The following is a 13042-nucleotide window of genomic DNA, read 5'->3' on the forward strand; positions in this document are numbered from 1 at the left end:
GATATAACGATATCTTTATTCAAACTATTTAATAGCCCAAGCATCAACCGATATTCCTTATTCCCCTCACATACTACTACCTATGGGTTTGCAGCTTCATCAACATGCAAAAAAAAATCATTATTCCTTAAAAAACAAAAAAAGAGAATTCCCTTATTAAAGGAAATCCTCTTCAATATTCCATATATTTCAATCATGTTACTATAATGTCTGTTCCTTAACATGCGTCTGTGCAAATTGAGGAGGATTAAACCAATTCCCACTTTTAGCCCAAGTCGGGTCAAGAGGAATCCATTTGTTCTCATCCGTCAAAAAAACTTCATTCCATGCGTGAGGTCCATAGCCACCTTGTCCGTTGTACCCAAGTCCAGTGACCACTTTGACCTTGAGGCCTTGTGATCGTGCCATGACAGCATATAATCTAGCATAATCTATACATACGCCAAGTTTCGTGTCAAAGGTATTCTGTGGTGTCTGTTCATGCCATATGCCCTTTTGTTCATAGTCATCCACTTTACGATTATCATAAGAAATACGCGAGCCTACCCAGTCATATAATAGACGTGCCTTCTTTTCCTCACCCTTAGCTTGACCAGCAATCTTCTCAGCTGCTTGCTCAATATCAGCCGGAATAGACCGGTCAATCAAGTCATATTTACGCTGAAGAATACCACCTAGCTCTTTCTCTACGGCCTTCGTAAACACTGGAAGTTTTTCTTTCACCAGATTCCCCGATAGTGGTTCAATAATCATCTTCGCGCCATCTTGATAGATTGGTGAATCCTCAACATAATGACTAAAGGTCTGGTTGGGATATAGCGTAACGAATATGAACAGAAATGCTACAACGAGAATGCAACGAGTCATACCCATTATTCCGCCAATCGCGAGACCCGCTAGACGACTCAGTAGGTTAGCTGGATTTTTGTGGCGACTAGAGAACAACGACATCCTTCTACCAAATATCAAAGAGATGAGGACATTGAACAATAATCGAATCAATGAATAAATAATAATAAACAACACGGCAAAGCGCATTAACGGGAAATCTGCCATGGACGTCATAAACGTATAATAGGCCTGTTCCCACCCATTCAAGTCTCTGTTGGGCAATTTCGTAGCATAATCTACTAGCCACAACTGCAAACGAGATGATAACCATATGGTAAAAGGAACGGATATCGCCAATCCAAGGAGCGTAAGGATAACGCCACACAGCAGCGTAAACAATCTACCTGCCGAATTGGATGCTCCCCTACGCCAGCCTTGGAATAACGATATCCCTAAAATACACACTAGGAATATAGTGACTATATTGAAATCTTGTAAACTTTGAAACCATGTGTAGAACACGTTATTGATCTCCCCTTTATTTATATGCAGGGATGGACTACTTACTTAGATGTGGTTGATCCGTTACTCTGCGCACTCTCAATGAATGTAATGATGGTATCATTTACTTTCCATTCTCCCAAAGGAACCCCTTTGAAAGTAACCTCTACCGTTTCAGTTCCAGTCTCACCTTTCAGACTCACATTAGGTGTCGTTACGGCATAGCTCCCATCAGCGTTCTTTGTATACTTTGCATCTTTAGCTTCTTTTAACATCATATTCATAGCTTCGCTTTTAACCGTATCTACGGTCTCATCTTTTATTGTTGTAACAACTTCTCCGATCTTATCCAGAGAGATACCACTATAAATAAGCAGCCCTGCCACAATCACAATTGCAAGTACCCATTTCACCATGGTCTTAACTAGATTAAGAACGACAAAGAGCACAACGAGCGCGATGACAATCACTAGCCAATTTTGTTGCAAAAAGTCAGTCCATACCTGTACGTTCATTTAATTTAATACACTCCCATCGACTAAGCTAACTTACGACCATCTATTTAATAGAGAGTCATTTCTTAATTATACATGATTCCCAGATAACCTGTAAGCTTAACCCTACTTTCATAAAAAAAGGTATATGCAGGTCTGTTTCAACGTACAAGTAGTAGATAGGGATAAGCGGTTGGTTATCGACGTCATTTAACAATATGCTTAAAAGGAGTGATGATGTGAAAACGGCTTTTTGGCTCTATCTATTTCTTTTCTTGGCCTTTTTTGATCTCCATGCCCAGTATCCTATTCTTACCCCATTTGCCATTTCCATTGGAGCAGCTCCCGTCTTTATTGGATGGATGATGGGTATTTATGCACTTACGCATCTCCCTGGCAATATCATTGCAGGGAAGGTGATCGATCGCCATGGGAGCCGTCGTTACATCATCTTCAGTCTTCTATCTGCAGGTGTTATCCTTCTTCTCCAATCATATGTTCAGTTCCCTTGGCAACTGCTGGTATTACGTTCTCTCAGCGGTTTTGTACTAGCCTTTCTATCGCCAGCTTGTCTAGCCCTTCTGGCCTCACTATCTCAAGACCCTGTCACTCAAGGGAAATACATGTCAGGACATGGAGTTATACACACTCTAGCCTCGGTCATTTCACCTGCCGCAGGTGCGTTTATTGTCGCTAATGCAGGATATTCGGGGACTTTTCAGAGTCTTGGATGGTTGCTAATCGCCACTGGTGTGATGGCTATCTTCATGGTTCCTTCGTCGGCATCCATGTTGAAATCTGCGCCCAAAGATGGAATAAGGGATCATACACTTCTATCCGATCCACTCTCACAGACACAACCTGCTCCAATCTCTTGGCGCTACTTCACGCTTCCATTCGTCGTGGCCTTTGCACAAGGTATTCTTTTCTTTGAGCTTCCCCTCCGGAATACAGGGATATCGGGAATCATGTCCACAGGTATTCTATTCTCAATAATTAGTGTAGGCGCACTTCTTACGCTATGTTTGTTCTTTCTCAATCGTTACTCTCCTGTAAAACGAGTCGTTAGTGGAATTATGATCATGGCTTGTTGTTTCTTCACTCTAGCAGCATTACCAGGAATCCCTTTAGTCTACATCCTTTTTGTGTTAGGTGCATCGAAAGGGATTATTTTCCCTGCCATGGCCTTATTATTCATCAAACTTAGTGGAGGCGGTCAATTAGGCCGAGTATTCTCTTTCCAATCCATCGCTATGTCCCTAGGTTCGTTCATTGGGCCAGTTACAGCTGGACAGCTTCGTGGTCATCTTTCACCCTATTTTATTGCTTTTCTACTATTAATGGTTGGATTGATGATGTTGCCTATTCCTCGTCAGACCATTGCAACACGTTATCCACACAGCAACCCTAAGGTTCTATAGGCAAAAGTACAAACAACTTCGGATAGGCCATTACACAATCCCTTTGCCCCCCTACACATAGGATACTGTGTGGTAAACAACTACGAAGGAAAGCGAGGTGAATTATAATGAGCCATTTTAATCACTGTTGTCCTCCCGTACCACAACCCCTACCGATCGCTGTCGCTCCTTGTGTTGGAGGGAGTACGACAGGAATGATTCTAGTTCTTTTTATATTATTAGTCATCATTTTGCGTACATTCCCATTCTTTTGTTAATCATTTTATAAAAGCAATATCTGGGTCCGCCATACTATGGGGGACCTATATCTTCTGTTTTGCATGTAACTCGTAAAAAAAGATACACTAGGATTACCCGTACGATTCATTCTAACATTTCCCGGGGAATTCTGAGGAATCTCTCCTCTCGTCATGAGGTGAACCAGCTATGTCTATATATATTATTGTCGAAGGAAAGAACGATCGCAGTAAGCTGAGACGCCTACTTATGCCTGATGTAAGCATTCTGTGTACATTCGGTACTTTGAACTCCTTGAAGTTGGAGTCCTTACTTAACAAGGTACAAGACGATGAAGTATATCTTTTTATGGACAATGATAGTTCAGGAAAGAAAATACGTGGTGTTTTGCGTGATTCTTTACCTGATGCTGCTCATATGTATACACGCCGTGGTTATGCAGGGGTTGAGGGTACGCCTGATGAGTATCTCATTGCGCAATTGGAAAAAGCATCACTTCATGAATTCATCATCTATTCAAACATACCCGATAGCTTTTGAGGGGTGACATTCATATACAAAAAAATCCTCATACCTACCCAGGGGTAAGTATGAGGATTCCTATGTAAAGGTATGTTCAGTTACTCTTTTGCAAGATCCTTTATATCATTAACTAGTGTATCCACCGAGACATCTTCCGGGTCATTCGCGTTATACAAGTTACGAACCTGATTATTCCGATCCACCAAAGCAATGAGATTAGCGTGCGAATAGTTACCATCTTTATCGCCTATAATCATCGTTTTAAATGATTTCTCTGCTAAATCCCATATCTGTTTCTTATCTCCCCGCAGGAAGTACCAGCCATTATAATCTACTTTGAACTTATCCCCGAACGCCTTGATCTTATCTACCGTATCCACTTCAGGATCAAATGAAATGGAGACAAACTCAACATCTTCACCAAATGTTCCGTCTTCCACCAACTTCTTCTGTGCTTGGCTAAGCATAAAGGTCGTAATCGGGCATACATCAGGACAGCTGGTAAAAAAGAAGTAAAACAATCTCACCTTGCCCGTAGTATCTTCAAGCGTGACCGTCTTCTTATCAACATTTTCCAATGAGAAATCCTGAACCGTTCCAATAACAGGCCACTTATCTTTACCTAGCCCTAAGGATGAAACCAATAAATATGCTGCGAAGATCAAAATGATAATGATAGAAATCCATGTCCATTTATAACGTTTTAACGTTTGCATGAGAAACACAAAACCCCTCTTTCGCTCAACCATATTTCACTAGGATTATCATTGCACAATCTAATGTGTTGTGTTGATGATTAAAATAATAAGACTCAATGTTAAGTAGTTAATAGAAAATAAGAATACTTTCTTAGCCCAAACCTCATCATTCTTCGCTTTGAAGCCTTGTAAAGAAAGATAAAGCCAAACCAAGGACAACACCAGTGAAATAACCATGTAATAAATACCCGCGTATCCATACACATACATTAGGATGGGTACTGGAATCAGAGCAATAAGATAAGGAATCATTTGGATCTTAGTGCGTTTGATCCCCTTAACTACAGGCAGTAATGGATAGCCTGCTGCTCGATACTCTTCTACACGACGTATCCCTAGTGCCCAGAAGTGCGGAGGCTGCCATAGAAATAATAACGCAAATAACAATACAGCTCCCATATCTACTTTGCCTGTGACAGCAACATAACCAATAACTGGTGGCATAGCTCCTGAAATCGCACCAACAGATGTACTCCATGTCGATGAGCGCTTAAGCCAGAGTGTATAGATCAATACGTAGACGGCCATACCTACAATACCGAACAACCCAGCAAGGACTCCTGAGAATGCAAATAGTACCGTTAGGCCTAAGATTCCTAATATGATCGCATACCACAGTACAACTGTAGGCTTCAATCGACCCATTGGCAACGAGCGGTCACGCGTCCGTTCCATTTTCAAATCAAGTTCCCGGTCAAAGTAGTTATTAAATACACATGAGGATGCCATCACTAAAATGGTACCCAGTAGGGTCATGATCATTTTTCCATATTGAAAATCCCATTGGGATGCTACCCAAAATCCTGCAAAAGCAGCGATTAAGTTGGAGCGAATAATACCTGGTTTCGTTATATTATAGAAATCTCTCCAGGTTCCTGATTCGTTAGATGGTTTCTTATTTTCAGAAATCGCTACGGAATCCGAAGAAACTGGATAACTTATATGATTTTCCACGCCTAAAGTTCCTCCTCTTTTCTGTGTTAAAGAGAACATAAAAATCCTCTGCTATAAAGTTTATCATATACGAAGTAAAAAGTATTCGACAATCAGTGCTATTTAACTTTCAATTTGACAATTTGATGACATTTGTCACTGCACTATCCGATAGAATGACTAAGAATTGGGTATTTACTATATAGTAAGGTTATCACAAAGGAGAGATTGCATATGGATACAGGCACACATCTAGTTATGGGAATCACCCTCGCAGGCTTAGCGCATATCGATCCTGCTGTCGCAGCAAGCCCTTCTCTTGCAATTGCTGTAGCTTTCGGAACTGTCATTGCATCACAAGCTCCAGATATCGATGGCGTCCTTCGTTTGAAGAATAATGCTGTATATATTCGTAATCACAGGGGGATTACACATTCCCTTCCCTTTTTACTTCTATGGACCGTTCTCATTACTGCGGTCATTACATTGGTATTTCGCGATGTATCTGTGCTCCACTTAGGCTTGTGGACCGGTATAGCTGTATGCGTTCATGTATTTAGTGATATGTTTAATACGTATGGTACACAGGCATTTCGCCCCTTTACTGAACGATGGATTTCATGGAATATTATTCACATTTTTGATCCATTCATATTCGGAACTCACTTAACCGCAATCTTGCTATGGGTTCTTGGAATGGTACAACCTGCACCTCTATTCACAATTCTGTATAGTGTGACTATCTGTTATTATGCTTGGAGAACCATTGTTCATTTCCTAAAAACAGCGGAAGTCGCACGACTGGACCCCAGTTATCTTGAAGGTGATAAATATTATGTGCTCCCTACGGTGTATCTGCGGCAATGGCATCTGGTCAAATTACGTTCTGACGGAAGTTATGACATTGGAAGAGTGAACCGTAGCGATCTACAATGGAGTCAACAATCTGTAATCTCTTCAAATCATCCGGCAGTTGTGCACTCTAAAGAGCACGCTAACGTGAAAGCTTTCCTTTATTTCACTTCTTTTGCTGTAGCAGATGTAGAAATAATTATGAATGGTTATGTTGTTCGATGGGTCGATGTACGTTATCTTCACCGAACGCAGTATCCTTTTGTAGCTGTAGTCGTTATGGACAACCATTTCACGCCGATCAGTTCATATATTGGATGGCTTAGCGAAGAAAAGATGAATGAACGCTTGTCCATTGATTATTCTTCTTGACAAGAGGAATACACCCGAGTCTAATATACAAGTAGAAGGATGTTACCGCCTATACAAAGGCGGTATCCTTTTTATGCGATGCCACAATAAACATATGCTAAAAAACCTAGAGCAATCGCTCTAGGCTTTCACAATGGAATTCATATATCAATCGATGCGTTACGTACGGTGAACATTTATTTACCCGATAGAGATTGTTCTGCTATTTGGACTAAGCGTTTCGTAATATACCCTCCGAGAGAACCTACTTCTCGTGAAGTATAGTTACCATAATAGCCATCCTGCGGAATCGTAACACCGAGTTCTTGAGCAGCCTCCATTTTAAGTTGTTGTAGCGCTGCTCTTGCCTGAGGAACCACGAGATTGTTGGAACTTGATTGTCCTTGTGCCATAATAATAATCTCCTTTCACTTCTGTTTCTGTAATGAAGTGCAAGCTTGCAAGCTTAGTATGGCTACATCGTGAGACATTATTCTTTAATTCCCTAAATAAACACTGGAGGTTTTTGACATGAATAAAGGTCTATCATTATGGTTCGCAGCGTCCTCAATCATTATCCTAGCTGTAGCAGCTATCGCTATTACATATTCAGGATGGATCGCTTTACTATTAACCCTCATCGGTATTTGTAATATTGGATGGGGTTTTGTTATCAAAGCCAAACAAAGAAGAGCATCCCTTAAGAGTTCTAACTAATGTTTCTTTGAAGACAGGAAACCCATGCGTTGCTTCACTTCATCCAACGTTTGCGTTGCAATTTCACTGGCATTCTGCGCTCCTTGAGCTAGGATGTCTCGAATTTCACCTGAGGATCGAATGTCATAATAGCGATTTTGTAATGGCTCTAGTGTAGCAACAATAACTTCAGCAAGATCCTTTTTAAAACCACCATACATTTTACCTTCATATTTCACTCGAATGTCTTCAAGAGACATATCTGAACATTGAGAGTAAATACTCATCAGATTGCTTACCTCAGGTTTGTTTACCACATCATATCTTACTTCTGCACCAGAATCCGTTGTAGCTCTGCTGATCTTTTTACGAATAACATCAGGTTCATCTAATAGTGCAATGAAACTACCTGGGACAGCACTACTCTTGCTCATCTTTTTAGTACCGTCGTCTAGAGACATGATCCGTGCTCCAACTTCTGGAATGTAAGGTTCAGGAGCCGTAAAGTATTTTCCAAAGCGACTATTGAAACGTCCTGCTAGATCACGCGTCAGTTCCAAATGCTGCTTCTGATCATCACCTACTGGAACTAGATCGGCGTTATAGAGTAGGATATCTGCAGCCATCAGTGACGGATATACAAACAAACCTGCCCCAATGGATTCTTTTCCATTCGACTTATCCTTAAACTGAGTCATCCGTTCCAACTCACCCATAGTTGTTAATGTAGTTAATAACCATCCTAGTTCCGCATGCTGTGGTACAGCTGACTGCAAGAACACATTCGATTTAGCAGGATCAATCCCTGCAGCAATAAATAAGGCCGCATTAGCTTCCGAAAGATCGCGCAGTGTCTCTGGTTCTTGTGGCACCGTAATTGCATGCAGATCAGCAACCATGAAATAACATTGATGAAGATCCTGTAACTTCACGAAATTCTTCATTGCACCGATATAATTCCCTAACGTTAACCGTCCACTAGGTTGTATGCCTGAAAGTACTCTTTTTTTCAATTTAACCCCTCCTAAATAATAAATAAAACAACAGAAAAAGGCCCACATCCGCAAGGGACGTGAGACCGTGGTGCCACCCTTATTTATCGTAAAAAAGCTGATTGTTCTAATGAAACAACAATACACTTACGACCTTAATTCCCGTAACGTGGAAAATACGGCCTGCCTATTAAGGAACTTACCATTCCCGTTCAACTCGGCACTCAAGGGTCCATTCGGCACATCGGCTCCACCGGTTCGCATCAACCACCGGCTTTCTGAAGGTCATCCGTCTAGCTTACTTGTCCCTATCATCGTGTTCATGATTTTAATGAAATACTTAAATGCAATGATAAGACCGAAGGCCTATGATTGTCAAACTCATTTTTACCAAATTATAATTAATCTGTTATGATGACAATAGATTCTTTCAGATTATAACTGGCAAAGGAGCTTAACCAATGAAACAATTAACCAAAGGAACCTGGAATGGTTATGACACGTACATCCTTCATAGTAGCGACCTTCAAATCACCTTACTTCCGAGACTTGGTAATAATGTTATTGCCATCTGGGACAAGCATGAAGAGCGACATATACTCAGAGAACCTGATGAACAAGATCTTGATTTCTATTTACTGAAACCTTACCATTTCGGGATTCCTCTATTGTTCCCTCCAGGTAGACTTCGTAATGGGCAATTCAGTTATGACGGCGTGGATTATCAATTCAATCGAAACACAGCAAATGATAACCACATCCACGGATTGCATAAGACTCAGAGTTGGTGTGTAAGTGATATTGAAGAGGATGAGGATGGTTGTTCAATCACAACTGAATTCTTATCAAGTGATGATAGTCAATGGATGGCTCAATCACCAACCCCTCTTAAGTTCCAAGTTATTTTCAAATTACAAGGATCGCGTTTTACTCAGCAATTAAAAGTAACAAATCTAGGTGAACATGCTTTTCCAGTTGGCCTTGGATTTCATTCATGGTTCTTATTGAATGGACAACCTCAAGATTGGACATTGAAAGTACCTGTTGAGTCTATTTACGAACTCGATGAAGCATTAATTCCTTCCGGAGGATTAGCCCCCTTAGGTTCTCTAGAAGATCTCAATGTGGGTCTTAATTTAGCAGGCACTAATCTTGATACGCTATTTCGAATCGGCGAAGGGCAACCTGTAGAAGCCGTATTGTCTCATAAAGATGGTTACGGACTTAGATATGTTGCAGATGATCGTTATTTCAAACATTGGGTTCTCTACACTAAGGGAGAAGCAGAAGAATTCCTGTGTATAGAACCGTACACTTGGTTACCCAATGCTCCTAATCTTCCACAAGGACCAGAATTCACTGGGTTAATCCGACTTGAACCGCAACAAACCTTTGAAACACAGCTTTATCTTGAGTCAATACACCGTTCTTAATATTTGCTCCATTCATTGCAGTAGCTCGTTCTAAAAGCAATAATTACCACTTCTAGACTACCTATTTTCCTGTATGATATTAATTGTTTTGATCCATAATAACCTCATTAAGTACAAAGGAGGTGAAACACATGGGTCAAGCAGGTCAACAAGGTCGAGGTAGTCGTTCCAACAACTTGGTAGTCCCTCAAGCGACAGCTGCTCTACATCAATTGAAAATGGAAGCAGCACAAGAGCTAGGCGTTCAAATTCCTCAAGATGGTTACTATGGAAACTACACATCCCGTGAAACTGGTTCTTTGGGTGGGTATATCACTAAACGTCTAGTACAATTGGCTGAGCAACAATTATCAGGTCGTTCCAACTCATAATCTTGCTCTTCAAATGATATTCAAACTAAATGATTAAAAAGGCGGCCTTGCTATCAAGGTCGCCTTTCTTTGTTGTTTAATAATAAATTAATAATATTAAGATTATAAGTCCGATGAAGCTTCATGATAGCTTTGACGAGGATAACGGATCATCAAATTTGCCATGTTATAATTGGATTCGAGAACAGCATCTACCATGATAATACCCTGACGTATCATGAAATCATAAGTAATCTCGCCATGTGTCCAATGATGCTTGTATTTCAGACTTTCTATAGCCATGTTTCGAAAGGATAGTTGGTGTACAGCAGATAGACCTTCTTCGGAGAAAGTAAATTGTCCATTTCGTCCTGCAATAGGATTGTGACGAATTCCAAATTTGCCAACTGCATTGTTGCGTATTTGTACAAATAATGTGCCCGCAGTTAATCCAGCTAATTCTTGTTCTACCTCTTTAAAAACCATGTCCATCTGCCTCGGCAACGATAATTGATCAATTCTTATCATCTGACCTTCTCCCCCTAATTTCACCCATGACATAGGGCTTATGACTCATTATAAATCGTCTCGAAGGACGATTCAACAAATTCAAACATAATTGGGTATTTATTCCTAATTATTGCGCAATTCCCACATTTTATTTTCCATCATTAGTCATAATACATCTAAATACGACAAAATTTACCCTTTGTTTTTCAACAAAAAAGATCCCCATTTCGGGAATCTTCATCTTTTTTCTACTTAATATTCTATTTTACCTTAAATTACCAGATTTTTCGTCAATTCCATGAACTCTTTCACATCAGCAACACACAAATCCATCGCACTCTGCCAGAATTCAGGACCTTCCAAATCTACATTAAGATGTTTAAGCGCTAAATCTTCTACTGTCATTACACCTGTATCCTGTAATAAACGATCATATTTATCCGCAAACGTTGCTCCTTCCTGCTGTGCACGTACATAGAGCCCTGTACTAAACATATATCCGAATGTGTACGGGAAGTTATAGAACGGAACACCTGTGATATAGAAATGAAGCTTAGAAGCCCAAAAATGTGGATGATAAGACGAAAGCGCTCCACAGAAAGCTTCTTCTTGTGCTTCTTCCATAAGTTCACTTAATTCCTGTGCACTAACAAGTCCGTTCTTCCGCTTATCATAAAAGCGAGTTTCAAATAAGAATCTCGAATGAATATTCATAAAGAATGCAATACTGTTCTGTATTTTCTCTTCAAGTAAAGCAAGTTTCTCCTGTGGATCTGTGGAGGCCTTAACCAATGCATCCGCTACGATCATTTCTGCAAATGTTGAAGCTGTTTCAGCTACGTTCATTGCGTAATTTTGATTAAACATATGCAGATCTTTCATAAGATGTTGGTGATACCCGTGCCCAAGCTCATGAGCTAGCGTCGATACATTAGAAGCTGTCCCGCCAAAGGTCATGAAGATCCGCGTTTCTTTACTCACAGATAGTGAGGTACAAAATCCACCTGGACGTTTACCAGAACGATCTTCTGCTTCAATCCACTCTTTATCAAAAGCCATCTCTGTAAATTCAGCCAACTTCGGACTGAACGTGCGGAACTGCTTCACAATATTTTCTGCTGCTTCCTGATAGGTGATTTTACTTGAGATATTACCTATTGGAGCTTCAACATCAGCCCAACTTAATTTATCTACTCCAATAATGGCAGCTTTGCGATTCAAATACTCTACAAAAATAGCTTTATTAGCAATAATGACATTCCACATGGCATCTAACGTCTGTTTCGACATCCGATTAATCTCTAGGGGCTCTTTAAGTATTCCATCCCAACCACGACGCTCATATAATTTAAGTCTGAATCCTGCTAAGTGATTCAATGTATCTGCACAATAGTCCTCTGCATCTGTCCATGTATCTTCCCATTTGGTCAACATGGTCTCTCTCGTATCGCGATTTGGATCATGCAGTTTATTCGAAGCTTGACCTGCCGATAACATCACTGTCGTACCGTCTTCTTCAAATGGAATTTGAATATGACTGACAATCGTATCGTAGAAATCTCCCAAACCATGATAACCGTCAACAGCCAAATCAAGCGCCAGACTTTCAAGTTCGGGACTTAATTTCTCTCGGGCTCGATCACGACTCTCACTTAAGACAAATGATAGTTCACGTACGTCTTCTCGCTCCATCCATCCCTTCCATGTCTCATCATCTGTACTACGAAGTAAATGTTCGAATTCAGCATCAACACTCATGATCTGAGCTTGTAAATTCGTCACACTACCCGATAACTGAACTGCCTTCTTATCTTGCTGATCCTGTGCACCTAAACAGGAAACAAAAGAACTAGCCTCCGATATTCGCTCATAGCAGCTTGCCAACTCGGTAATAAATGCATCAAATGTTTTAGTCCCCTCCATATCCGTAGGCGCGATCGCTTTCTTGATTTGCTGTTGAACCTGCTTAATATCAACTTCTAAGGTTTGCAAAAATGTAGCGAATTCTTTGGAAGAGGAACCTCCTGGAAAGATCGACTCTAAATTCCATGTTAATGATAAATTAGATTTCAATTCGTAAATCCCCTTTCATATTTCGTCTTTATTTTGTAATATGATTTGAATTGGCGTTCGAGAAACGCTATAACTATAATATACGATT

Annotated in this window: 14 protein-coding genes and 1 other annotated feature; of the genes, 6 read left to right on the forward strand and 8 right to left on the reverse strand. The window is 40.4% G+C overall.

From position 1 onward, the window contains the following. Window positions 1-201: 201 nt before the first annotated feature. Complete coding sequence (locus PBAT_RS02650) at window positions 202-1353, reverse strand: transglutaminase domain-containing protein (protein ID WP_068646250.1); 1152 nt, start codon at window positions 1351-1353, stop codon at window positions 202-204. A 41-nt stretch (window positions 1354-1394) separates the two neighbouring features. Next, window positions 1395-1847 (reverse strand): hypothetical protein, encoded by a 453-nt coding sequence (locus PBAT_RS02655; protein WP_068582047.1) that lies wholly within the window; start codon window positions 1845-1847, stop codon window positions 1395-1397. Window positions 1848-2065: 218 nt separating this feature from the next. Here PBAT_RS02655 and PBAT_RS02660 point away from each other — a divergent pair, with 218 nt between their 5' ends. Continuing rightward, window positions 2066-3247, forward strand: coding sequence for an MFS transporter (locus tag PBAT_RS02660; protein WP_068646252.1), 1182 nt, complete (start codon window positions 2066-2068; stop codon window positions 3245-3247). Between the two features lie 426 nt (window positions 3248-3673). After that, window positions 3674-4024: a toprim domain-containing protein gene (locus PBAT_RS02665; RefSeq protein ID WP_068646254.1), complete on the forward strand. Its 351-nt coding sequence runs from the start codon at window positions 3674-3676 to the stop codon at window positions 4022-4024. A gap of 80 nt (window positions 4025-4104) precedes the next feature. On the opposite strand, the gene PBAT_RS02670 is transcribed toward PBAT_RS02665, so the two are convergent. Together PBAT_RS02670 and cyoE are read right to left on the reverse strand one after the other, a co-directional pair. Continuing rightward, a complete protein-coding gene (locus PBAT_RS02670) occupies window positions 4105-4722 on the reverse strand; it encodes an SCO family protein (RefSeq protein WP_068646393.1) in 618 nt (205 codons plus the stop codon). A 60-nt stretch (window positions 4723-4782) separates the two neighbouring features. Then, window positions 4783-5718, reverse strand: a complete 936-nt coding sequence (gene cyoE / locus PBAT_RS02675; protein WP_068646256.1) for a heme o synthase — start codon at window positions 5716-5718, stop codon at window positions 4783-4785. A 213-nt stretch (window positions 5719-5931) separates the two neighbouring features. On the opposite strand from cyoE, the gene PBAT_RS02680 reads away from it, so the two are divergent. Beyond that, a complete protein-coding gene (locus PBAT_RS02680) occupies window positions 5932-6921 on the forward strand; it encodes a metal-dependent hydrolase (RefSeq protein ID WP_068646258.1) in 990 nt (329 codons plus the stop codon). Window positions 6922-7097: 176 nt separating this feature from the next. Here PBAT_RS02680 and PBAT_RS02685 read toward each other — a convergent pair whose 3' ends face one another. Continuing rightward, window positions 7098-7313, reverse strand: coding sequence for an alpha/beta-type small acid-soluble spore protein (locus PBAT_RS02685; RefSeq protein ID WP_068646259.1), 216 nt, complete (start codon window positions 7311-7313; stop codon window positions 7098-7100). 118 nt (window positions 7314-7431) lie between these two features. Between PBAT_RS02685 and PBAT_RS02690 the strand changes: the two genes are divergently transcribed. Beyond that, window positions 7432-7617, forward strand: a complete 186-nt coding sequence (locus PBAT_RS02690; protein ID WP_068646261.1) for a hypothetical protein — start codon at window positions 7432-7434, stop codon at window positions 7615-7617. Here the strand turns inward: PBAT_RS02690 and trpS are convergent. Beyond that, entirely contained in the window at window positions 7614-8609 is a 996-nt protein-coding gene (gene trpS, locus PBAT_RS02695; protein ID WP_246168307.1) for a tryptophan--tRNA ligase, read from the reverse strand. The two genes, PBAT_RS02690 and trpS, sit on opposite strands and share 4 nt — an antisense overlap. A 50-nt stretch (window positions 8610-8659) precedes the next feature. Next, window positions 8660-8912 (reverse strand) — a binding site (T-box leader). A gap of 137 nt (window positions 8913-9049) precedes the next feature. Here trpS and PBAT_RS02700 point away from each other — a divergent pair. Together PBAT_RS02700 and PBAT_RS02705 are read left to right on the forward strand one after the other, a co-directional pair. Then, on the forward strand, window positions 9050-10021 hold the full coding sequence (locus PBAT_RS02700) for an aldose 1-epimerase (protein ID WP_068646266.1): 972 nt from the start codon (window positions 9050-9052) through the stop codon (window positions 10019-10021). Window positions 10022-10152: 131 nt separating this feature from the next. Continuing rightward, window positions 10153-10392 carry an alpha/beta-type small acid-soluble spore protein gene (locus PBAT_RS02705; protein WP_068646268.1) on the forward strand — a complete coding sequence of 80 codons (240 nt, stop codon included), beginning with the start codon at window positions 10153-10155 and terminating at the stop codon, window positions 10390-10392. Between the two features lie 102 nt (window positions 10393-10494). On the opposite strand, the gene PBAT_RS02710 is transcribed toward PBAT_RS02705, so the two are convergent. Together PBAT_RS02710 and PBAT_RS02715 are read right to left on the reverse strand one after the other, a co-directional pair. Beyond that, window positions 10495-10899: an O-methyltransferase gene (locus tag PBAT_RS02710; RefSeq protein WP_068646269.1), complete on the reverse strand. Its 405-nt coding sequence runs from the start codon at window positions 10897-10899 to the stop codon at window positions 10495-10497. A 252-nt stretch (window positions 10900-11151) separates the two neighbouring features. Then, a complete protein-coding gene (locus PBAT_RS02715; protein ID WP_068646271.1) occupies window positions 11152-12954 on the reverse strand; it encodes a M3 family oligoendopeptidase in 1803 nt (600 codons plus the stop codon). Between the last annotated feature and the right edge of the window lie 88 nt (window positions 12955-13042).

It is taken from the genome of Paenibacillus antarcticus (genome assembly GCF_001637225.1).
GTDB lineage: Bacteria > Bacillota > Bacilli > Paenibacillales > Paenibacillaceae > Paenibacillus_AQ > Paenibacillus_AQ antarcticus.

Coding starts and splice junctions, on each gene's coding strand:
- PBAT_RS02680 (WP_068646258.1), top strand. CDS start 5,932: ATGGATACAGGCACACATCTAGTTATGGGAATCACCCTCGCAGGCTTA.
- PBAT_RS02670 (WP_068646393.1), bottom strand. CDS start 4,722: ATGCAAACGTTAAAACGTTATAAATGGACATGGATTTCTATCATTATC.
- PBAT_RS02655 (WP_068582047.1), bottom strand. CDS start 1,847: ATGAACGTACAGGTATGGACTGACTTTTTGCAACAAAATTGGCTAGTG.
- PBAT_RS02665 (WP_068646254.1), top strand. CDS start 3,674: ATGTCTATATATATTATTGTCGAAGGAAAGAACGATCGCAGTAAGCTG.
- PBAT_RS02690 (WP_068646261.1), top strand. CDS start 7,432: ATGAATAAAGGTCTATCATTATGGTTCGCAGCGTCCTCAATCATTATC.
- PBAT_RS02700 (WP_068646266.1), top strand. CDS start 9,050: ATGAAACAATTAACCAAAGGAACCTGGAATGGTTATGACACGTACATC.
- PBAT_RS02685 (WP_068646259.1), bottom strand. CDS start 7,313: ATGGCACAAGGACAATCAAGTTCCAACAATCTCGTGGTTCCTCAGGCA.
- PBAT_RS02705 (WP_068646268.1), top strand. CDS start 10,153: ATGGGTCAAGCAGGTCAACAAGGTCGAGGTAGTCGTTCCAACAACTTG.
- PBAT_RS02710 (WP_068646269.1), bottom strand. CDS start 10,899: ATGATAAGAATTGATCAATTATCGTTGCCGAGGCAGATGGACATGGTT.